Origin of the sequence: Nocardia exalbida NBRC 100660 (assembly GCF_000308575.1) — a bacterium.
In the GTDB taxonomy this organism is placed as follows: Bacteria; Actinomycetota; Actinomycetes; order Mycobacteriales; family Mycobacteriaceae; genus Nocardia; species Nocardia exalbida.
On the sequence record NZ_BAFZ01000165.1, the window covers coordinates 163,586 to 183,931 of the forward strand.

Here is a 20,346-nt window from a genome sequence, read left to right on the forward strand (position 1 = left end):
CGCGGCCAGCGCTAGGTGTGCGGTCCGATCAGGGCGATCGCGGATTCGACCGCCACCTCGACCATGCCGCCGATGTCGCCGCCGTCTTCCACGGTGGTGGCGATGAGTTCCCGGAAGCCGCCGAACAGGATGGTGGCCACCTGCCGGGACGGCGGGCGCAGTCCGGCGGCCGCGAATTCCGGTGTGTCGGTGAGTTTCTGGATGAGGGCGATGAACGTTTCGCCGACCTCGCGTTGCAGGTGACGGGTGTCCTCGCCGAGGGCGGGGACGACGCGGATCCAGCTGAGGGTGATGGAGGGATCGTCCTGTGCGGTGCGTATCCACGCCTCGATGGCGTGGCGCACCTGCGTGCGCCACGGCATGTGCGGGTCGACCGCGGCCTCGATCTGCTGGATCGTCTCCTTGTTGCGCTCGGTCAGCAGGGTGATGAAACAGTCCTGTTTGCTGGTGAAGTGCTCGTAGAAGGTGCGGCGCGAGGTGCGGGCGTGGCGGACCACGTCGGCGACGGTGGAGTCCTGGTATCCGCGTTCGCGCACGGCGACGGCCATGGCGTCGAGCAGGCGGCGGCGAAACCCGGAATCCGAGCCGTTGTCGGCGGAGGTGCGGGGTACGGGCTCGGCGCGGGTCACGAGAATCAGGTTAGTTTCTCCGCTCGGGTCGCCGCGCCCGGCCCGAGCCGCACGGCGGGCGGGTGTCGCGCACCGGCGCGCGGTCAGGCCGTCACCTCCCCGGAATCGTGCCCCTGCGCCACGGCACGGGCATCGTGGGCGGGTGCGTCCGCGCCGGTGAAGCGGATGGTGCCGTCGTCGATGCGGCCGTAGCGCAGGGTGAGCACGTCGTGGCCGTAGCTCATCCCCAGCCGCCACGGGGCCCGGGAGCCCGCCTTGGGGAAGCGGTCGATGTCGCGCAGCACGTAGCCGGCCGGGAAGTCCAGCAGTGGCTCGGGGGCCACGGCGGGGTCCGGCCACGGGGTGGTCTGCCGGTAGCCGCCCTCGTCCATGTGGCGCAGCAACCGGCAGACGAACTCGCTGACCAGATCGGCTTTCAGTGTCCAGGACGCGTTGGTGTAGCCGATGGTGAAGGCGAAGTTCGGAACTCCGCTGAGCATCATCCCCTTGTAGGCCATGGTCTGTGGCAGCGCGACCTCGTGTCCGTCCACCGCGAGCCGGATGCCGCCGAGTGCGAGCAGTCGCAGTCCGGTCGCGGTCACCACCACGTCGGCGTCGAGTTCGCGCCCGGAGGCCAGGCGCAGCCCGGTCGCGGTGAACGTGTCGATGCGATCGGTGACCACCGTGGCGCGGCCGTCGCGGATCGCGCGGAACAGATCCCCGTCCGGCACCAGGCACAGCCGCTGATCCCACGGCTGGTAGGAGGGTTTGAAGTGGGTGTCGACGTCGTAGCCGTCGGGCAGTTGCTTGACGGTCAGATCGCGGATGAACTTGCGCATCTGCCGGGGACGCCGCCTGCTGAACTGGTAGATCAGTGCGCTGATCAGCACGTTCTTCCAGCGGACGACCGTATATGCGCGCCGCGGACCCAGCAGTCGCCGCAGCCGGTCGGCGACGGTGTCGCGGGCGGGGACGGGCAGGATGTAGGTCGGTGACCGTTGCAGCATCGTCACCTGGGCGGCGGTGCGGGCCAGGGCCGGGACCAGGGTCACGGCGGTGGCGCCGCTGCCGATGACGACCACCCGCTTGCCCGCACAGTCCAGGTCCTGGGGCCAGTGCTGTGGATGCACCAGTCGGCCACCGAATTCCTCGACGCCGGCGAATTGCGGTGTGTAGCCCTCGTCGTAACGGTAGTAACCGCTGCATACGAGCAGGAAATCGCAGGTGATCACGCTTGTGGCGCCGTCGTGTTCGGCCAGCACGGTCCAGCGGGACTCGGCGCTGGACCAGGACGCTTCGGTCACCCGATGCCCGTAGCGGATGAATCGGTCGATGCCGGCGTCGGCGGCGGCGTCGCGGATGTAGCGCAGGATGGCGGGACCGTCGGCGATGGCCTCGGCTTGCGTCCACGGGCGGAACCGGTATCCGAGGGTGTGCATGTCGGAGTCCGAGCGCACGCCGGGGTAGCGGAACAGATCCCAGGTGCCGCCGAGGTCGTCGCGTGCCTCGAGGATCGCGTAGCTGCGGGCGGGGAACGCCGCCTGCAGGTGGTGGGCCGCGCCGATGCCGGACAGGCCCGCACCGACGATCAGGACGTCGAGGTGTTCGCTCATGCCGGTGCTCCCGTGGTGTCGCGGGTGCGCAGGCGGCGTTCGAGCAACGCGACCACACCGTAGTAGTGGGTGGGTGTCACCCGCGCCAAGAGGTCGAACAGATAGGCGTCGGGTCCGACGAGGATGCGGGACTTGCCGTGTTCGACGCCGCGGCGGATGATTTCGGCCGCCTTCTCCGGCGTGGTGAGGGTCAGCGCCTCGAATTCCGCCGCCATCTGCTCGTGCGTGCGGCCCCGGCCCTCGGGGTCCTTGCGGACTCGGGCGTTGCGCGCGATGTTGGTGCTGATGCCGCCGGGGTGGACGTTCACCGCGGACACGCCGGTGCCGCGCAGTTCCTGGCGCAGGGCGTCGGTGAACCCGCGCACCGCGAATTTCGCCGCGCAGTAGGCGCTTTGGTTGGGCATGCCGAGCAGCCCGAACACGCTCGAGGTGTTGACGATGATGCCGTGATCCTGCTCGACGAGGATGGGCAGGAAGGCGCGCGTGCCGTTGACGACTCCGTCGAAGTTGATCCGCCGCAGCCATTCGTCGTCCTCGGGGACGGCGTCGAGCACCGAGGAGGAGACCGCGACACCGGCGTTGTTGAACACCGCGGCGAGCGGCGCGGGCAGCCAGTCGCGGACTTCGTCGGCGAAGGCGAGCTGGTCGGCGGCGTCGCGCACGTCCAGGACCCGGGTCAGTACCGGGCCGGTGAGCGCGGCGGCGGTTTCCTTCAGCCCGGCTCGGTCGATATCGGCGATCGCTACGGGAGAGCCTGTGGCCGACAGCGATCGGGCGAGGCTGCGGCCGATGCCGGAGGCCGCGCCGGTGATCATCACCGGGCGGCCCGACAGTAGCCTACGGGTGCGGGGCATCGATGCTCCTGGTTTCGGAGGTGCGGATGTGTTCGTGGATGAGGTCGGCGAGAGTCGGCCACACCGCCGCGGGCAGGTCGTGGCCCGTCCCCGCCAGGGTGCGCAGGCGAGCGCCGGAGATCGCGCGAGCGGTCGCGGTGGCGCCGGTCGGTGCGACCATCAGGTCGCGGTCACCGTGCACGACCAGTGTCGGGGCGGTAACCGCGCGCAGTTCACCGGTCCGGTCGCCGGATTTCAGGATGCCCGCCAGTTGACGGCCGACGCCCGCGGCGGGGGCGGGATCCCGGTCCCAGGTCTTGGCCGCCGTCGCGCGCACCGCGGACTCGTCGAACGGGTATGCGGCCGACCGGATGTGCCGGTACATGCGCACGGCCCGGTCGATGTGCTCGTCGCGGGTGCGGGCGGGTCTGCCGAGCATCAATCGCCAGGTCGACCACGCCGGGCGCCCGACGCGCGCGGCGCCGGTGGTGGACATGATCGAGGTCAGGGAACCGACCCGGGCGCGATGGCGGGCGGCGACGGTCTGGGCGATCATGCCGCCCATCGACATGCCGACCAGATGCGCTCGGGGCAGTTCGAGCGCGTCGAGCAGGCCCACGGTGTCGGCGGCCAGATCGGCCAGCGTGTATTGGTCGCGGTGCCAGCGCCGGGCCAGCAGATCGACCGGGCCCGGTGGCGGGAAGTCGCCGTGCGTGGAGCGGCCCGCGTCGCGATTGTCGAAACGGATGACGTGGTAGCCGCGCGCCACCAGGAGCTCGCACAACCCGTCGGGCCAGTCGTGGAGTTGTTGGCCGAGCCCGGCGACCAGCAGAAGCGGGATCCCGCCCGCGCCGTACTGCTCGTAGGCGAGGGTGACGCCGCCGCCGACATCGGCGAGTCGCTCGCTCATGCCGTCGCCCCGGCGGCGTGGTCGAGCGCTGGGACACCGGGGCGCGGGGTGCGGCGGTGCACCACGGCGCGGCCCTTCTTGGCCGGGGCGAGGGCGACGCCGCGGAAGTGCGGGCGTTCGTCGCGGGCGTCGGTCGGTTCCAGCGTGAAATCCCGCAGCAGGGTGCGCAGTACGACGTTCATCTCCATCATGGCGAACGCGGCGCCGATGCACCGGCGGCTGCCGCCGCCGAACGGGATCCAGCTGAATGTGCCGGGCCGCACGCCGAGGAAACGATCGGGGTCGAAGGCGCGGGCATTCGGGAACAGCTGCTCGTTGTCGTGCATCAGCCGGATGCTGACCAGGACCTTCTGTCCTTTCGGCAGCGTCCACCGGCCCAGTGGCAACGTATCGGCCCGGACCTGGCGAATGGTGGCGTCGATGACCGGGCGCACGCGCTGCACCTCGAGCAGGGTCGCCTCGCGCAGTTGCGAGCCGCCGGCATCGGCTTCGGCGACCAAGCGGCGCAGGACCTCCGGGTGCCTGCGCAGCCGCTCGATCGTCCACGACAATGTCGTCGCCGTCGTCTCGTGCCCAGCGGTGAGCAGGGTCAGCAATTCGTCGGCGATCTCACTGCGCGACATGGCGGAGCCGTCGTCGTAGCGCGCCTGCAGCATCATCGCCAGCACGTCGTCGCGGTCGTCGATTCCGTCGCGGTGCGCGCGGTCGATGAGCAGGCCCACGATTTCGTCGTAGCGGCGGCGGTAGGCCGCGAACCGGGACCAGGGGCCGAATCTGCCCAGCGCCCCCTTGGGCACCGGGAACGCGGCAAGGGCGGATCCGATGAAAACGAGTTTGGGCAGCAACTGGCGTAGTTGCTCGAACTCGGCTCCCTCGGCGCCGAAGACCGCCCGCAGGATCACGTTCAGCGTGATCCGCATCATCGAGTCCATCGTCGCGAACTCGCGGCCGACGGGCCACGACCGCATCTCGCGGACGGCTTCGGCTTCGATCAGCGAGTCGTATACGGCGAGTCGGCGGCCGTGGAAGGGCGGGGTGAGCAGTTTGCGCTGTGCGCGGTGTTCGGTGCCGGTCAGCGCGAACAACGATCCGGGCCCGAGGAACTCGCCGAGGTTGACGTCGACGTTGTCGACGACGTCGGTGCTCGCGGTGAACAGCGCTTTGATCTCGGCGGGGTCGGCGATCACCACCGATCGCCCGAACCTGGGCATCTGGATGGTGAAGGCCGACCCGTAGCGCTCGTGCATGCGCCGCCAGGTGCGGGTGCGTCCGGTCAGGATTTGCAGACTCTGCACGATCGGTGGGGTAGTGGGTCCTTCTGGCAGTCGCACAGCGGGCATATGCCCACCTCCTCGCGTGGTACTTCGATGTACCAGTCGTACGGTACGCGCGTGTACCAGGCTGTGACAAGGCTTACACCGAAACAATCGCAGCGCGCGGCCCGGTCACGCCACGTCCCACAGTTCGGCGCTGTACACCGCGAGCAGGGCTCCGATGCGGTCGAGCGCCTCCGCGGCCGACATCCGGGCCAGTCGGCGCCCGTCGCGCAGGCGCAGCGCCACCTCACCCGCGGCGGCCTCCTCGGCGCCGATGATCGCCTGATACGGCACGAGGCGGTGATCGCGGATGCGAGCCCCGAGACTGCCGCGATCCGGCGGCGAGACCACCACGCGCAACCCACGGTCGCGGCAGCGGCGCTCGAAGCGCGCGGCCGCGGCCCGCTGGTCCTGGCTCACCGGCAACACCACCAGCTGGGCCGGTGCCAGCCAGGCGGGAAACCGCCCTCCGTGACACTCGATCAGATGCGCCACGGCCCGCTCGACGCTGCCGATGATGCTGCGGTGCACCATGACCGGCCGGTGTGCCGCGCCGTCGGCGCCGGTGTAATGCAGGTCGAACTGTTCGGGTTGATGGAAATCGACCTGCACGGTCGACAGGGTGGACTCCCGTCCCGCGCTGTCGCGCACCTGGATGTCGATTTTCGGGCCGTAGAACGCTGCTTCGCCTTCCACCGCGTCGTAGCTCAGCCCGGAGTCCTCCAGGACGCCGGTGAGCAACGCGATCGAACGTTCCCACATCCGCGGTGCCGCCACGTATTTCCCGCCGCGCCGGGGCAGCGACAACCGGTAGCGGACGGGACGGATGTCCAGCGCGGCGTAGGCGTTACCGATCAGCGCCAGCGCCGCGGCGACCTCGGCGGCGGCTTGCTCGCCGGTGCAGAAGATATGCGCGTCGTTGAGCTGGATGCCGCGTACCCGGGTCAATCCGCCCAGCACGCCGGACAGTTCGGAGCGGTACATGCCACCGAGTTCGGCGATCCGCAACGGCAGTTCGCGATAGCTGTGGGCTCGGGAGCGGAACAGCAGCGCGTGGTGCGGGCACAGGCTCGGGCGCAGCACCACTTCTTCCCCGCCGAGGTCCATCGGGGGGAACATGTCATCGCGGTAATGCCGCCAGTGCCCGGAGATCTCGTAGAGCTCGCGTTTACCGAGCACCGGCGAATACACGTGGCGGTAGCCCGCGCGGTGTTCGGCGGTGCGGATGTAGTCCTCCAGGGCTTGGCGCACGGCAGCGCCGTCCGGCAGCCAGAACGGCAGGCCCGCGCCGATCAGCGGGTCGGTATCGAACAGATTCAGCGCACGGCCGAGGGTGCGATGGTCGGGCATGGTGGTCTCCTCGTCGACAGCGGGCGAGTGACCACGAGACGAAGCCCCAGGGCACTCGCCCCGGGGCTCGGACAAACGTGGATCAGCGCGCCGGGACGGATTCCGGCGTCGTCGTCACAGCAGCGCGCTTCACACCGGTGACGGTAGCAGCGGCAGCCGCCGCCGCGCACGGGAGTTTTTCGGCGGACGGAGATCGCGAAGTGCTCACCGGCGTGACGGCTTTGCCGCATAATCGGGTTCGATTGGCACGCAATGACATCGGGGGTCGATGAGCACGCGCAGGGCGGTGCTGCAAGCGGGAATGGTTGTCCCGTTGGCCGCCGCGTGCGCGCCGGACCTGCTGTTGGGCAGCTCCGACGCGGTGCGTGTAGGGGTGTCGTGGAGCGGACAGGAACTGGCGGCCTTCCACACCGTGCTGGCCGGGCTGGACCTCGGGTTCGCGGTCGAAGTGATCCCCCTCGGCGACAACACCGACACCGCGTTCACCGCGGGCGGCCGGTCCGCGCCGGACGTGGTGTTGCTTCCGCAGGCGGGACGGGTGCGTGAACTCGCCGAACGCCACGAACTGCGGCCTGTCGACGAGACGGTGTGGGCCGACGAACTCGGCCCCCGCTACGCCCAGCCCTGGCAGCAGTTGCTGCGCTACGAGGATCGGCTCTACGGTGTGCCGTTCAAGGCCGCGGACAAGTCGCTGGTGTGGTTCGACCGGCAGCAGTTCGCCACCCACGGCCTGGGTGAACCGGCCGCCTGGATGCTCGGTGACTGGGTCGACCGGATGGAGGTGCTGGCCCAGACGCCGATCCGCCCGCTCGCGCTGGCCGCCGCCGACGGATGGGTGCTGACCGACTTCTTCGAGAACGTGCTGCTCGCCGAATCCCCGCGCATCTACGACGAATTGGCCACCAAGCGCAGCCGCGAGTGGGACAACCCGCCGGTGCGGGCCGCGTTCGGGCATCTGGGGGTGTTGTGGGGGCAACGCCACGCCTTCCCCGGTGGCGTCGGCGTCGCCCTGAACAGGCAATTCTCCGACGCCGTCCGGGATGTGTTCCAGCACCGCCGTGCCGCGGCGGTCGTGGCCCCCGACTTCGCCGAACCCATCGTGCGCAGCGCGGTCCGCGCCTCCGGACGCAAGGTCGAAGACGCCGTGGGGGTCGTGCCGTTCCCGGCGGTGACCGCCGCGGCGGTGCGGCCGAAGATCGTCGGCGGCGACGTGATCGTGGTGACGCAGCAGGCGAACCCGCGCGCGGGCGAACTGGTCGAGAAACTGGCCGGGGACCGCGCCCCGCTGCCGTGGATCCAGCGCTACGGCGGTTTCCTCGCGCCGAACCTGCGCACCGAGGCGGACTACTCGCCGCTGCTGGCACCCTCGGCGCGGGAGCTCGCCGCCCGCAGCACCTTCGATCTGTCCGACCGGATCGGGCCGGTCGGCGGCCGGGAAGGGCTGTGGCGGGTGCTGACGGAATTCCTCATCGCGATCGGTGACGGTGCGCAGACGCGGGTCGCCGACGCCACCGAACGCGCGATCGCCGCGCTGGACGACGTCGAGCAGCGCCGATGACCTCGCCCCCGCATTTCGACATCAACGGTCTGCGCATCGAGCTGGCCACCCGCCGCATGCGCGGACCGCTGGTTCCCGGCGGCAGGCCGCGGCGGTGGCTGGGTTGGCTGGCGGGACTGCCCGCGACGGTACTGACGGTCGCGCTGTTGGCGCTGCCCGCCGGATGGACCGTCCTCATCGCCGCACGGGCACGCCCGGTGGAGGTCCTCGCGTGCGCGATCGTCGCCGCGAGTGCCCTGCTGCCCGCGGCGCTGCGCAGACGGCTGAGAGCGCCACGGAGGCGAATCCTGGCATGGGTCTTCGCGATCGGCGGCACCGTCGGCGGGCTGTGGCTGCTGGGCGGCACGATGACCGCCGACGGCCGGGGCGCCTACCTGCGCACGCTGCTGTGGGTGGCCTTCGGGATCGGGTTGCTGATCGTGGCGCTGGCGATCGCCTGGTGGGGGCGGGCGGCGCGATGGCTGTGGCTGCCGCTGATCGTGCCGTTCGGCGTGTCGGCGTTCGTATCCGGGGTGGCGTTCCGGGTGATCTTCGGCAACGGCGCCCGATGGCTGGACATCCAGGACGTCGGGCTCTACCGGTGGTGGCTGGCGGCGATGCTCGGGTCGGCGTTCCTGTGGACCTGGCTGGGCTTCCTCACCGCGCTGTTCCGCGCGGGAATCCATGCGATAGAAGCCGATCCGGCGCGCGCCGGGTACCTCTACCGCGACGACGGCAGGCCGCTGGCGATCCGCCTGTACGAGCTGCTGCGCCCGGTGCTGCTGATCGCCGGGCTGGCCGTGGGGGTCGCGGCCGCGCGCGTGTTCGACGTGGTGCTGATCGGGGTCCCCGGCGCGCTCGAATACCAGGTCGACAGCGCGACCGTGCATTGGTGGCGGCTGGCCGCCGACGCCGACCCCGGTGTCGCCGCGGCCTACACGCTGCCGCTGGCGGTGCTGGTGGGCGCGGTCGCCTGGCTGCTGCAAGTGGACGTGCGCAGGCACCGCGCGAGCTGGTCGGCGGTGCGCGCGATCTCGGTGGCGGGACGGCGGCGCATCGGCCCCGGGCGCGCGGCGGGCATCGTGCTGGTCTCGCTGCTGGTGCTGTACCCGATCGGCGTACTCGCCTACACCGCTGTGCGCGGACACGAGGGCTTCGGATTCTCCGCCGTCGCTCTGGTATCGGGCGACGACGGACTGTGGCGCTCACTGCAGACCACCGCCTGGGTCGCGGGCATCGCGACGGTGGTCGTGGTGACCGCGGCCGTTCCCGTGGCCTACCGGCTGGCCGCGCTGCGACCCAACGGCACCGCCGCTCGGCTGGCGGTCGTGGCACTGGTGGTGCTCGCGGTGATCCCGGCGCAGACCTACCTCGGGCCGCTCGACGGTCTCGTCGACGCCTACGAGTTGTCGGGAACGCGGATCCCGCTGATCCTCGTGCACGCCGCCGCCGGACTGCCGGTCGCCATTCTCGTGCTGCGCGGCGCGATGCTCGCCCCACCGGGCAGCACGGCCTCCGACGCCCTGCACGGCCTGGCCAGTCCGGGCACCATCGCCCAGCGCGTGCTGGCCTCCTCCGGGCCCGCGCTGGGGGCGGTAGCGGTGCTCGAATTCGTCCAGGTGTGGAACGACTTCTTCATCGGCCTCGTGGTCAGCGGAGCGGGAGCGAGCCCGTGGTCGCTGCTGCTGTGGGGCGAAGCACGGCAATTCGGTGAGAACAGCGCGCAATTGGCCGCCGGAGCGCTGGTATCGGCCGTGCTGCCGGTGGCGCTGCTGCTGGTGACCTGGCGGCGCTGGGTCGTGCCCGGGCTGACCGGTGGAGTGCTGCGATGAAGCGGACCTCACCGGTGGCCACCGGTGAGGCAAGGGAGGAACCGGGTGAGTACATCGACCGAACCCACCGACCCGGTCGGGCAGACCGCGACGCCGCGATCGTCCATCTGGATCGGTTTTCTGGGCACCGCGTCGCTGGTGGCCTACACCGTGCTGTTCGAGCTGGTGCGCACCCTGGTGGTGAACTCCTTCGGGGAGAACGCCCTCGTGCAGTTCTTCAACGGGCCGCTGCGCTGGTTGTCGGTGCTGTTCATCGCGACGGCCGCGACCTATGCGCTGTCCCGGTTCGCCCGCGGTTATCGCACCAAGATGCGCACCGCCCGGGAAATGGACCTGATCGCCGGTCTCGTCGAACCGGGCCCCGCACTGGCCGACCGCACGCCGCGGGTGGCCGCGCCGCCCCCACGGCGAGTCGCGGCGTTGAACGGGCATCTCATCGCCGCGGTGCTGCGGGACCTGCCGGTGCACGACTACGAAACCGTCGCGCTGCTGGCGGTGCTGAACGCCATTCGGGACACGCCGGGGCGGTTGCCGCTGGCCCGGGAACCCTCGGCGCGCACCGCGGCGAAACTGCTGGAGGGGCTGCACCGCCGCGGGGTCCTCGCCCCCGATGGCGCGCAGCGGTTCTGCGTGCGTCTGGTGCCCCAATCGCCGGATCGCGCGGCGGTGACCGCCGGACCGCAGTGGGCCGCGGCGCTCACCGCGCTACTGCACCACTACGGCGATCGAGCAGGCCGCTGGGCGATCGCGCTGGAGTCACGGCGCTTCGCCGTCGGCGCTCGCCGCTGGTTCGAGGCCGAGGAACCCTATCTGCGCGACCTGGTGGCCGCCTGCGCGAGGGCAGCGGACACCGAAGCCGAGCCGGGCGTGGAATTTCCCCCGGTAGCGGTCGGGCACCTCATACGTCTCGGCCACGCCTTGGACGTCTGGTACGCCCGACGCGGTCTGGGGGAGAACGAGAACGGGGTGGCCGACGACCTGCGCTCACTTCCCGGCATCGACGAGCTGAACCGCGACCTGGTGATGCTGCGGGCGGGTCGGCTGCGCGCGCGACCGCGCGGCTATCGGCCGCGGCGGTTGTCCACGAGCCTGGCCGCTCGCTGGGAACACCAGACGGCGCTGGGCACGCTGGCCACCGCGGCGCCGGATCTGGACAAGGTGGCCGACCAGTTGGAGACCGCGTGGTGGTTGCTGCCGCGCGACGACGTCGCCGGTGAGGTGTGCGCCCTGATCAACCTCGCCGTCGTGCACATCCGGCAAGGACGCCTCGACGCTGCGCAGGATCGTCTCGAACTCGCCGAATCCCTCACCCGCGCGGGCCTCGATCCCGACGGACGCGCGCAGACCCACGAGACCATGGGCGCTCTGTGGTGGGCCCGCGGCGAGCCCCGCCGAGCGCTGCGCTGCTGGCAACTCGCCCTGACCGGTTACCGCGCGCTCGACGACGACCCCGGCATCGGCCGCTGCCTGCAACACCTCGGCTCGGCGGTCGTCGCCGACCCCGATCACGCCACCCTGCTGCTGCCCACCGACCCACCCCTCACCCGCACCGACGCCGTGCGCCAGGCCACCGGATGGCTCGCCGAAGCCCGCCGCAGGCATCGCGACGCCCAGCACGTCGGATACTACGTCGGCCGAGCCCGTTCGAGACTCCGCGCCGATCGCGGCTTCCTCGACCTGCTCCCGGCCCGCCGCCGCACCCCCCTCACCCACATCGACCAGTGGCCCGCTCCCCTCGAAGACCACGCCCACCGGCCGCGCGCCGACCACTGACCATTACGCCGCCGCGGCGGGCACGGCAAGACCCGGCTCCTCCCGTGACGCAGGCAGCGCCGCCCGGACTCGCGTCGATGCCTGCGCACGGTGGTCGCTGTGAAAGGGTGAGCGAGTTCGTCATCGGCGCACCGGAGTAGACACATCGCAGTCGTTTCGGATCGAGACCTGTGCTGATGAGACGACCCGGCAGGAGGGACGGGAAGTGCGGCAGGTGTCCACGCGATCTGTGCTCGTCCTGGTTCGCCATGCGCAGCCCTTCATCCCGCGACCGGGCGGACCGGGTGACCACGAGCGGTCGTCGACCGGCGCGGGTAGAGGGCAGGCCGAGCGACTGGTCACCGAACTGGCCGCCGAACAACCCGCCGTGATCGTCTCCAGCGCCTACCTGCGAGCCGTCCAAACCGTCGAACCCCTGGCCCGTCTCACCGGCCTTCCGGTCCTCACCCACAACCGATTACGCGAGTGGGATTCCGGGATCGGCCCGACTCCAGACTATGCCCGCTACCACGCCCAGAGCTGAGCCGACCCGTCCTTCGCCAGGCCCGGAGGTGAGAGTTTGCGGCAGCTGACCGGCCGTGCCACCGCGATATGGCGGAGAGGCGATTTCTATCGTGCGGTATTCATTGGTCTTGCAATCCGTTGTGCTGCAGCAGGTGTCAGTGTCGTTATCTGTTGCCTGGCCGATGCACCCGAGGCCGGTCAGGTGGTGTGCGCGTGATTCGAGCCATTCGACGGCGAAGCCTAGGAAGACGACGGATCCGGGAAGAAACTTTGCGATATGGCGAACTTGGCGATCATCGACTACCGGCGTGGACCCGGGAGGGGCGGCGACGAGGTCGTTCAGGGCAACCAAGGTCGGATTCCTCCGCTGAAGGAGGTGGCGTAGGCGTCTTGGTTCGCGTGTCGCAGCGTGTGTGCGGCTGCGTGGCATTCGGGGTAGGTTTCGATGGCGGTGGCGGCCCGGCGGATCTCGGAGCGGTGCCATCCGGGGCATTGCTGCTCGAGGGTGTCCACCGCTCTCAGCAATGCGATCAGAGCGGCATGCCGGGGTGTGGGTGGGTGTGCGTCGAACAGGGTTCGTTGCAAGGCTTGCCGGAGGGCGGTTTTGCCGGGCACGTCGAGGGTCGGCCAGCGCCACGCCTGCGGCACAGCCCACCGGTGTGTGGGCATCTGGCACACTCTGCCCTCGGCGACCAATCCGGCCAGCAGCATCTTTCGCTGCGCTCGTGTCGAGCGGGGAATCCGGGGAGGTCGTGTCGAGCCCGACGTCTTCGAGACGACCGCAGGGCCGGAGGTTTCGAGGTATACGGCTGCGCCCAGGACATGAGACAGTTGCGGGCGGTCGATGAGGAGTGCTCCGGTGTTGTCGTCCAGCAGTAACCAGAGCAGGTCTTCGCCGAGTGTTGTCATGGCTACGAGGCTGGCGTGATCTCGCTGTGAGGACGCTGAGACGGATGCTGGTTGTTTCGCCGAGGCGGCGGCGTGCGGATGATCGACCGGCAGGCCAGTAACCAGGCCCCGCCCAGCAGCCAGCCTGCGAGGATGTCGGTGGGCCAGTGCACGCCCAGATACAGTCGCGACAGCCCGATCGCGGCGATGGTGCACACCGCCGCGGTGATCGCAGCCACCCGGAGGAGGCGTCTGCGTAGGTGGGGAAGAGTGACCGTGAGCAGGACACCGATCACAACCGTCGATCCGAGGGTGTGCCCGGAGGGGTAGGACTGGTTGGTTTCGGTGACCAGCTGATATTGCGGGGCGGGACGCGAGCGTCCGACCAGGTGTTTGCCACCGGCGACCGTGATCGATGCTCCAAGCGCCGCGGCCGCGACCACCAGCGCCGACCGCGATAGGCGCCGCCACGCCAGGACGGCGCATCCCACGCTGGCGATGAGTCCCATCGCGAGAGTGCCGCCCACGATGCTGATCGCCTTCGCGACAGCGCTCATACCGCTGCTGCGGTGGGTGATCGTCCACTGCAGCCATCGTTGGTCGAGGGCGATGGGCCGGCCGTGTTCAACCAGCACGAGAGCTGTCAGGATGATGACACTCAACGCCGCGACGGCCAGTCCGAACAGCTCGTATCGGTGTGGGCGAAGCCACGACACCGGCGCCGCAGTATCGGGTGGGTGCAGGCGCGGCCGTGCGGGCACTGGAGTCGGAGGCATGCGCCGAGGGTGTCGGATGCCGGCTGAGAGGATGTTGAGAGCGTCGAGGTGGGGGCCGGCGGCATCAGGCGGTGGTGCATGCTGGGTGGATGCGGGTGCTGGTGGTGGAGGACGAGCCCCGGCTGGCGCAACTGCTGCGTCGCGGGCTCGAGACCGAAGGTGCAGTCGTTCAACTCGCCGATACCGGGACCGACGGATTGTGGTGGGCGCTCGAGGACGACTTCGATGTGATCGTGCTGGACATCATGCTGCCGGGCCTGAGCGGCTACGAGGTGTTGCGTAGGCTGCGCGCACGCGATGTGACGACGCCGGTGCTGATGCTGACGGCGAAGGACGGCGACTACGACCAAGTGGACGCGTTCGATCTGGGTGCGGATGACTACCTGTCCAAACCGTTTTCCTTCGTCGTGCTCATCGCCAGGCTACGGGCGCTGCTGCGCCGCCGCAGCCCCCAGCAACCCGTGGCGCTGACCGCGGGTGATCTCGTGCTCGATCCGGCCCGCCGCGTCGTGCGCCGAGGTGACACGGGAATATCGCTGACCGCCAGAGAATTCGGTCTGCTCGAGTTCCTGTTACGGCACAAAGGCATGGCGTTGAGCAAAACGCAGATACTGCGGAATGTGTGGGATGCGCACTACGACGGACCGGAGAACGTTGTCGAGGTCTACATCGGCTATCTGCGCAGGAAGATCGATGCGCCCTTCGGCTGTGACAGCATCCAGACCCTACGGGGCGTCGGATACCGGCTGATCGACCCGGATGACCCCGACCGGCCCCGCGACGGGCAGATCGACCACGAAACAGGCTCCGCCCCAGCGTGATTCGGTGACAGTGACACTCCCGCCGTGAGCGGTGACGATCTCGGCGACGATCGCCAGCCCGAGGCCGGAACCGCCGGTTGTGCGGGCGCGGCCGGGGTCCAGTCGCACGAAGCGCTCGAAGATCCGTTGCCGGTCGGGGATCGGCACGCCGGGGCCGTCGTCCTCGACGACGATGCGAGCGCGATCACCGATGGCCGCTGTGGCGACCGCCACCCGGGCGCGGGCATGGGCGGCGGCGTTGTCGAGCAGGTTGCGCATCATCCGGGTCAGACGCTTCGAATCACCGATCACTCGTACGGGTGTGGTCTCGGTGGTGATCGGGGTCAGTCCGCGCAACCGCAAGGTCGCGGCTTCGACGCGAGCCACATCGTCGAGGTCGACCTCCTCGACGTGCAACTCGAGACCGTTCTCATCAGCGGCGGCGAGGGTGAGCAGGTCCTCGATCAACGAGCGCATGCGGTGGGTCTCCGGAAGCATCGTCGCGGTGATCATGTCCCGATCGAAGGATGTCGGCTGATCGCGGGCCAGTTCGAGCGCGGCGGTGAGGGTGGCCAGCGGGCTGCGCAGTTCGTGGGATGCGTCGCCGACGAAGCGTCGTTGCGCGGCATGCGTCGCTTCCACCCGCGCGAGCATGCCGTTCATGGTCTCGGCCAACCATGCGATCTCGTCACGGGCTGCCGGTACCGGCACACGCTCGGACAGATCGGCGCCACCGATTCGGGCTACTCGTGACCGGATCGCCTCCACCGACCGCAGAGATCTGCCCACCAACAGATACGTCGCCGCTGCGGAGGCCAGCACGACCGCGGGCCCGACCAACCCCAGCAGCGCGGTAACCTTTGTGACCGCTTGCTCGGCCGACTCGCTGTCCACGACCACCAACACCGTCAGCAAGCCCTCCCGGGTGGCGACGCTGCGGGTGGTGATTCGCCAGTCGTCGTAATCTCCGCGGCCACGGAGGCCTGTGGCGTCGGTGTCGGTGACGAGCACCGGGGTGGTGAACCTCGGGCTGGAGCTGCGAGCGACGTTTCCGTCGGCCGCGAGCACCTGCACGACCGCGATATTGCCGTCGGCGTTCAGCAGTGTGTCCGGCACCCCGGAAGGCGAGGTGCGGGTCAGTTCGGCGGCGATGTCCGCGGCGCGGGCCTCGGCCGTGGAATCCAACTCCCGGATCGACGAACGGTGCAGAAACCACAGAATCGCGGCCGCGGCCGCGGCCAGCACCACTGCGACGACTACCGCCGACACCACCGCCGAACGGATGCGCAGCCCCCACCGCGACGGCGACACCACAGCGCACAACTGGATCATTGCCCCATCATCGACCTCAGCGCGCCGACCTTCACAGTCGTCTCAGCGATCTCTCAGCGGCCACGCGGCATACTCCCCGACCGTGTACCTCCCCAGCGCCCCACTGAGCGAAGGAAGCTGCCGGTGACGCCAGCCCGAACCCACTCGAGCTACAAGCTCCCCCAGGTCACTGCCCTCTTCTGGGTTCTCAAGATCGCCGCGACCACACTCGGGGAGACCGGGGGCGACTTGCTGGCACAAACCCTGCATCTGGGCTACGCGGCCGCGTCGGTCCTGTTCCTGTCACTGTTCGCGGTCAGCCTGCTCACCCAACTCCGCGCGCGCAGCTTCCACCCCGCCCTGTACTGGACGGTCATCGCCACCACGAGCACCGCGGGAACCACCATCTCCGATCTGATCAACCGCGGACCCGGCTCGGGGACCTCCACCGACAACGGCCTCGGCTACGGAGCCGGAGCCGTGCTGCTCATCACCGGCCTCGCGATCGTGTTCGGCATCTGGAAACTCAGCGGGCAAACCTACGACGTCACCAGCATCACCAGCACCCGTGGGGAAATCCTCTACTGGGCAGCGATCCTGCTGTCCAACACCCTCGGCACCTCCGTGGGCGACTACCTCTCCGACAGCTCCGGACTCGGCTACTGGGGCAGCGCCACCGTCATCGTCGCCGTCATGGCCGCGATCCTCGCCGCCCACTACCTCACCCGGATCTCCACAGTGCTGCTGTTCTGGCTGGCGTTCATCCTGACCCGCCCCCTCGGCGCCACCGTCGGAGACCTGCTGTCCAAACCCCAGGACAAGGGCGGACTCGGCTTCGGCACCTGGGGAACCACCGCCGCGTTGCTGGCCATCCTCGTCGCCGGAATCACCTACAGTCACGTCAGGAAAAGGCCGACAACCACCACACCACAGCCAGTCATCGCCGCTGACACCCGCTGACCGCGTACCCACCACCTGCTGCGCATGGTACCCAAGCCGGTCGGCGTCCCACGCACACCGGTGCTTGGCAACAAAAATGCCCGGCAGGCCGCGGAGACACAAGGAAGGGGCGCTGGTGTACGCGACCGTAGAGCCTGGCGTCGGGCTGGCGGTGCTGTGCGTGGTCATGGTGGCCCTGGCAGCCGCGTGGTATCGGGTGGCGCGGTTGGGGCCGGCGGCGGTGGCTCCGCGCGCTGCGATACGCGGCGCGGCACAACTCGGAATCGTCGCGCTGGTGCTGGCCGCGGCACTGGCACAGCTATGGTCCGCGGTGCTCGTCCTGGCCGTCATGTTCGCCGCCGCGGTGGCAACCGCCGCGCAGCGGTCCTGCGCCGGCTGGTCCGGGATGTGGCTCGTCGTCGCGCTCGGGACGGGAATCGGAGCGGTGTTGCCGCTGATGCTGATCAGCGGTGTGGTCCCATTCTCCGGTGTGGCGTTGGTGCCGATCGGTGGGATCGTGCTGGGCGGGACGATGAACGCGACATCGCTCGCGGCACGTCGGGCCTTGGACGCTGTCGAGCAGCGGTGGGGTGAAGTCGAGGCCGCGATGAGTCTGGCTTCACCGAACGCGAGGCACGCCTCGAGGTCGTTCGCCCGAGCGCCGGGGATGCGCTGCTGCCGGGTGTCGATCAGACCCGCACAGTCGGATTGGTCACTCTGCCCGGCGCTTTCGTCGGTGTATTGCTGGCCAGCGGCTCGGCCCTCCAGGCCGCCGCAGTACAGATGCTGGTGCTCACCGGCCTGATGCTGGCCCAAGCATCCGCGGTCGCGGTGACCACCGAACTGGTCGCGCGATCGAAGGTCACCGCCGCAACGACCCATAACCGACGAGCGCGCGGCAGATCGACGCTCGACCTGGTCGAGGAACAGCGATGACCACAAGACCTCTCCCAGTGGCGCTATGGCGATCCAAGCGCAATACAGTGTCGCAGCTGATGCTATTTCGGCACTTTCGCCTCATAGGGGGTCTTGTCCGGGCGCAATCCGCGCCAGCTGGGGTGGCGCAGGCCCTCGGGGGTGGCTTCGCGATATTCGATGTCGGCGACGAGGAGAGGTTCCACCCAGTGCGCGGATGCGGCGACCACGCGCGGCGGGGGGACGTCGAAAGGAGTGTCCGGGCGGGACAATTCGTTCAGGCGTGCTTGCAGGGCGCGACGATCGTGCATGGTCCATCCGGTGCCGACGTTGCCGATATGCACCAACTGATCGTGGTCGTCGTAGGCGCCGAGCGCGAGCGAACCGAACGTCGTGGAGAAACGTCCCGTGCCGGGCAGCCAACCCGCGACGACGACCTCCGTCGTCCTACGCAGCGGCGTCTTGATCCACAACGGGGAGCGGCGGCCGGGGTAGTAGGCGGAATCCAGACGCTTGGCGACGATTCCCTCCAGACCGTGCTCGCGGGCGACCTCCATCAGCAGGTCGGGATCGACATCGGTGTAGTGCGGCGGGGTGCGAGCCAGCGGGCGGTCGAGCGCGAGTCCGGCCAAGCGCTCGCGGCGCTCGGCGTAGGGCAGATTCAGGAGGACCTCGTCGCCGTCGGCCAGCACATCGAAGGCGAGATATTGCGCCGGGAATCCGCGCAGCAACTCCGCGCTGGGCGAGACCACATGCATCCGCCGCTGCAAGCGACCGAACGACGGCGCCCCCGTCTTCGGATCGGGCGCGACGATCTCCCCGTCCAGGATCAGCTCACCGCGCTCGCCCAGATCCGCCAGCGCCGCCGTGAGCTCGGGAAACGACCCACTCAGATCACGATTGTTGCGACTGTAGAAACGGCAATCCCCGTCGCGGCAGCGCGCGATGGCGCGAATCCCGTCCCATTTCATCTCGAATGCCCATCGGCCGTGTTCCCGCGGTGGCCGTCCGGAGACGGCCAGCATCGGCGCCGGCACTGACAGCACACAGCCAGCATATCTTCGGATTCGCCGTAATTCGCCCGCAGGCACGCTATCCAACTGCGCTTATGGCGGGATAACCGTGAGAACTTCTCTGCTTTATCTCTCAAACAGCAAACTTTCTGCGGTCACAATCCGAGCTTGGTGACCGCGTTGTCTTCCAGCGGGTTGGCGGTGCGGATGTAGCCGTGGACGGTGCGCGGGTTGGACCAGCGGCCTTGGCGCATGATCTCCCGGTCGCTGGCGCCGCCGAGCGCGGCCTGGGTGGCGAATCCGGCACGCAGCGAATGGCCGGAGAACAAGGCGGGGTCGAGCCCGGCCCGGGCCGCATAGCGCTTGACCAGTTCGGCGACCGCGCGCCCGGACATCGCGTGGGCGCCGATCGCGCCGTGGCGGGTGATGGTGGGAAAGAGCGGAAGGTCCGCATCGGTGAGCGTCGTGCCGGTGAAGCCGTGGCACCGGTGGATGTCGGCGGATCTGGCCGGAAGGTCGGCGAGCCAGGCGCGTACGCCCGAAGTGCTCGCGGCGGCGTGCACTTCGCGCAGCCGCAACCAATCGGCGAAGGCGCAGACCGGGCAGGTGGCGGGGCGGCGGCCACGCGGAAGGGCCACGCGCTGTTCCGCGGCGCCGGTCGGGTCGGTCTTCGTCGCGGGCAGCCGGATCAGCAGGATCGGTTCGCCGGTCGTGTGGTCGAGGCCCACCTCGACGTCCCCGACGCGCAAACCGGCCAGTTCGCTGCGGCGCAACGCACCGGCGAAGCCGACGAGCAGTGCGAGCGCGTCCCTGCGGCGGGCGGGTTCGGTGGGCCACCCCGGTTCGGGGAGCCCGCCGAGCAGTTGGTCGAGGGTGTGCAGCAGGACCGGGCGTTTGCGTTTGGGTTGCGCGCGGCGGGTACGGCGGATACCGCGCAGCGTCAGGCGCACCACATCCGATCGCGTGGGCGACGGCAGGCCATTGGCCGCGTGCACCGCCGCGATGGCGGCCGACTTGCGTTCCAGCGTCGCCGGACCGAACGCCCATTCGCCGGTGTCGCGGCGTGCGTCGGCGGCCGCGGCCAGATAGACGGCGACATCCAGCGCGTCGGCGGGCAACGCCTGGCGGCCCTCGGTGGCGCACCACGCCGACCACGCCACCCAGTCGGACCGGTAGGCGCGCAGCGTGTTCGCCGACTGGGACGCTTCCAGATAGCGGCGCAGCGAACCGGCTTGGCCGTCGTCGAAGCGATCACGCACCAACCGCAACGCCGCGGCATCCACCAATACGCTGCGCACCCCACGGCGCAACTCGCTGCGCACCGACTCGGGAACCGCGACCACGCTGGAACGATCGTCCATGGCTCGGCTCCCGCGTTCATATCGGTGTTCGGCTGTGCGCGCAGGAACGTCCAGCGCGAGAAATCAG

The 20,346-nt window shown here is 69.6% G+C and carries 17 protein-coding genes and 1 pseudogene; 7 read left to right on the forward strand and 11 right to left on the reverse strand.

All coding sequences use genetic code 11. From position 1 onward, the window contains the following. Nucleotides 1-11 precede the first annotated feature (11 nt). From ON29_RS33440 to thrS, 6 genes are all read right to left on the reverse strand, one after another. Complete coding sequence (locus tag ON29_RS33440) at nt 12-629, reverse strand: TetR/AcrR family transcriptional regulator (protein ID WP_040872295.1); 618 nt, start codon at nt 627-629, stop codon at nt 12-14. An 83-nt stretch (nt 630-712) separates the two neighbouring features. After that, nucleotides 713-2,221, reverse strand: a complete 1,509-nt coding sequence (locus ON29_RS33445; protein ID WP_040872297.1) for a flavin-containing monooxygenase — start codon at nt 2,219-2,221, stop codon at nt 713-715. Then, nucleotides 2,218-3,075: an SDR family NAD(P)-dependent oxidoreductase gene (locus ON29_RS33450; RefSeq protein ID WP_040872299.1), complete on the reverse strand. Its 858-nt coding sequence runs from the start codon at nt 3,073-3,075 to the stop codon at nt 2,218-2,220. The genes ON29_RS33445 and ON29_RS33450 overlap by 4 nt, the downstream gene beginning before the upstream one ends. Next, nucleotides 3,059-3,964: an alpha/beta fold hydrolase gene (locus ON29_RS33455; RefSeq protein ID WP_040872301.1), complete on the reverse strand. Its 906-nt coding sequence runs from the start codon at nt 3,962-3,964 to the stop codon at nt 3,059-3,061. The genes ON29_RS33450 and ON29_RS33455 overlap by 17 nt, the downstream gene beginning before the upstream one ends. Continuing rightward, on the reverse strand, nt 3,961-5,304 hold the full coding sequence (locus ON29_RS33460; RefSeq protein ID WP_040872303.1) for a cytochrome P450: 1,344 nt from the start codon (nt 5,302-5,304) through the stop codon (nt 3,961-3,963). Before ON29_RS33460 ends, ON29_RS33455 begins: the two co-directional genes overlap by 4 nt. A 105-nt stretch (nt 5,305-5,409) precedes the next feature. After that, nucleotides 5,410-6,630 carry a threonine--tRNA ligase gene (thrS, locus tag ON29_RS33465; protein ID WP_040872305.1) on the reverse strand — a complete coding sequence of 407 codons (1,221 nt, stop codon included), beginning with the start codon at nt 6,628-6,630 and terminating at the stop codon, nt 5,410-5,412. A 268-nt stretch (nt 6,631-6,898) separates the two neighbouring features. On the opposite strand from thrS, the gene ON29_RS33470 reads away from it, so the two are divergent. From ON29_RS33470 to ON29_RS33485, 4 genes are all read left to right on the forward strand, one after another. Beyond that, nucleotides 6,899-8,188: an ABC transporter substrate-binding protein gene (locus ON29_RS33470; RefSeq protein ID WP_040872307.1), complete on the forward strand. Its 1,290-nt coding sequence runs from the start codon at nt 6,899-6,901 to the stop codon at nt 8,186-8,188. Beyond that, nucleotides 8,185-9,999 carry a hypothetical protein gene (locus tag ON29_RS33475; protein ID WP_040872309.1) on the forward strand — a complete coding sequence of 605 codons (1,815 nt, stop codon included), beginning with the start codon at nt 8,185-8,187 and terminating at the stop codon, nt 9,997-9,999. Before ON29_RS33470 ends, ON29_RS33475 begins: the two co-directional genes overlap by 4 nt. A gap of 45 nt (nt 10,000-10,044) precedes the next feature. Then, on the forward strand, nt 10,045-11,772 hold the full coding sequence (locus ON29_RS33480; protein ID WP_040872311.1) for a tetratricopeptide repeat protein: 1,728 nt from the start codon (nt 10,045-10,047) through the stop codon (nt 11,770-11,772). Nucleotides 11,773-11,986: 214 nt separating this feature from the next. Then, complete coding sequence (locus ON29_RS33485; RefSeq protein WP_157173004.1) at nt 11,987-12,295, forward strand: histidine phosphatase family protein; 309 nt, start codon at nt 11,987-11,989, stop codon at nt 12,293-12,295. Between the two features lie 320 nt (nt 12,296-12,615). Here ON29_RS33485 and ON29_RS33490 read toward each other — a convergent pair whose 3' ends face one another. Together ON29_RS33490 and ON29_RS33495 are read right to left on the reverse strand one after the other, a co-directional pair. Beyond that, nucleotides 12,616-13,185 carry a GPP34 family phosphoprotein gene (locus tag ON29_RS33490; RefSeq protein ID WP_040872313.1) on the reverse strand — a complete coding sequence of 190 codons (570 nt, stop codon included), beginning with the start codon at nt 13,183-13,185 and terminating at the stop codon, nt 12,616-12,618. Between the two features lie 2 nt (nt 13,186-13,187). Further along, entirely contained in the window at nt 13,188-13,940 is a 753-nt protein-coding gene (locus ON29_RS33495) for a phosphatase PAP2 family protein (RefSeq protein ID WP_083864243.1), read from the reverse strand. A gap of 89 nt (nt 13,941-14,029) precedes the next feature. On the opposite strand from ON29_RS33495, the gene ON29_RS33500 reads away from it, so the two are divergent. Continuing rightward, a complete protein-coding gene (locus tag ON29_RS33500; RefSeq protein ID WP_051175901.1) occupies nt 14,030-14,761 on the forward strand; it encodes a response regulator transcription factor in 732 nt (243 codons plus the stop codon). Here ON29_RS33500 and ON29_RS33505 read toward each other — a convergent pair. Beyond that, nucleotides 14,666-16,072 (reverse strand): sensor histidine kinase, encoded by a 1,407-nt coding sequence (locus tag ON29_RS33505; protein WP_051175902.1) that lies wholly within the window; start codon nt 16,070-16,072, stop codon nt 14,666-14,668. The two genes, ON29_RS33500 and ON29_RS33505, sit on opposite strands and share 96 nt — an antisense overlap. A gap of 123 nt (nt 16,073-16,195) precedes the next feature. On the opposite strand from ON29_RS33505, the gene ON29_RS33510 reads away from it, so the two are divergent. Continuing rightward, nucleotides 16,196-17,011 (forward strand): COG4705 family protein, encoded by an 816-nt coding sequence (locus ON29_RS33510; protein WP_040872315.1) that lies wholly within the window; start codon nt 16,196-16,198, stop codon nt 17,009-17,011. Nucleotides 17,012-17,123: 112 nt separating this feature from the next. Further along, nucleotides 17,124-17,926, forward strand: a pseudogene (locus ON29_RS33515) (ABC transporter permease). A gap of 62 nt (nt 17,927-17,988) precedes the next feature. Here the strand turns inward: ON29_RS33515 and ligD are convergent. Beyond that, the gene (gene ligD / locus ON29_RS33520) at nt 17,989-18,930 is read right to left on the reverse strand and encodes a non-homologous end-joining DNA ligase (RefSeq protein ID WP_040872395.1); all 942 of its coding nucleotides are present in this window, start codon (nt 18,928-18,930) and stop codon (nt 17,989-17,991) included. Nucleotides 18,931-19,073: 143 nt separating this feature from the next. Further along, complete coding sequence (locus tag ON29_RS33525; protein ID WP_040872317.1) at nt 19,074-20,279, reverse strand: site-specific integrase; 1,206 nt, start codon at nt 20,277-20,279, stop codon at nt 19,074-19,076. Nucleotides 20,280-20,346 lie beyond the last annotated feature (67 nt).

Bases quoted from the DNA above. Each gene is read 5' to 3' on its own strand.
- ON29_RS33490 (WP_040872313.1), bottom strand. From the start codon at position 13,185: ATGACAACACTCGGCGAAGACCTGCTCTGGTTACTGCTGGACGACAAC.
- ON29_RS33475 (WP_040872309.1), top strand. From the start codon at position 8,185: ATGACCTCGCCCCCGCATTTCGACATCAACGGTCTGCGCATCGAGCTG.
- ON29_RS33445 (WP_040872297.1), bottom strand. From the start codon at position 2,221: ATGAGCGAACACCTCGACGTCCTGATCGTCGGTGCGGGCCTGTCCGGC.
- ON29_RS33470 (WP_040872307.1), top strand. From the start codon at position 6,899: ATGAGCACGCGCAGGGCGGTGCTGCAAGCGGGAATGGTTGTCCCGTTG.
- ON29_RS33495 (WP_083864243.1), bottom strand. From the start codon at position 13,940: ATGCCTCCGACTCCAGTGCCCGCACGGCCGCGCCTGCACCCACCCGAT.
- ON29_RS33525 (WP_040872317.1), bottom strand. From the start codon at position 20,279: ATGGACGATCGTTCCAGCGTGGTCGCGGTTCCCGAGTCGGTGCGCAGC.
- ON29_RS33500 (WP_051175901.1), top strand. From the start codon at position 14,030: ATGCGGGTGCTGGTGGTGGAGGACGAGCCCCGGCTGGCGCAACTGCTG.
- ON29_RS33455 (WP_040872301.1), bottom strand. From the start codon at position 3,964: ATGAGCGAGCGACTCGCCGATGTCGGCGGCGGCGTCACCCTCGCCTAC.
- ON29_RS33450 (WP_040872299.1), bottom strand. From the start codon at position 3,075: ATGCCCCGCACCCGTAGGCTACTGTCGGGCCGCCCGGTGATGATCACC.
- ON29_RS33460 (WP_040872303.1), bottom strand. From the start codon at position 5,304: ATGCCCGCTGTGCGACTGCCAGAAGGACCCACTACCCCACCGATCGTG.
- ligD (WP_040872395.1), bottom strand. From the start codon at position 18,930: ATGCTGGCCGTCTCCGGACGGCCACCGCGGGAACACGGCCGATGGGCA.
- ON29_RS33505 (WP_051175902.1), bottom strand. From the start codon at position 16,072: ATGATCCAGTTGTGCGCTGTGGTGTCGCCGTCGCGGTGGGGGCTGCGC.
- thrS (WP_040872305.1), bottom strand. From the start codon at position 6,630: ATGCCCGACCATCGCACCCTCGGCCGTGCGCTGAATCTGTTCGATACC.